General features: G+C 64.4%; 1 protein-coding gene. It reads left to right on the forward strand.

Annotation, left to right across the window (positions count from 1 at the left end):
• Positions 1-112 precede the first annotated feature (112 nt).
• The coding region (locus SB724_RS21350; RefSeq protein ID WP_410573021.1) for an efflux RND transporter permease subunit at positions 113-247 on the forward strand (135 nt) is incomplete at its 3' end.

A 247-nucleotide genomic window follows, 5' to 3' on the forward strand; every position in this document is an offset into this window, starting at 1 on the left:
GAAAAGGTGACGATGGACGTTCCAGCGGCAGAGGCGTCAGCCGCTACCGCACCCCAGGCTGTCGCGCAATGAGCCCGCGCCCGGCATCGTCAGCTCAGCGGAGGAGGATGGCATGATCTCGCGCTTCTTCATCGAGCGGCCGGTTCTCGCCAATGTCCTGGCGCTGGTTTTCGTTCTCATCGGCGCCGTTGCGCTGTTCCAGCTGCCGGTGGCACAATATCCGAATGTCGTGCCGCCGACCGTGCAG

The sequence above is a fragment of the Bacillus sp. SIMBA_031 genome, from assembly GCF_046535225.1.
Classification (GTDB): Bacteria; Bacillota; Bacilli; order Bacillales; family Bacillaceae; genus Bacillus; species Bacillus velezensis.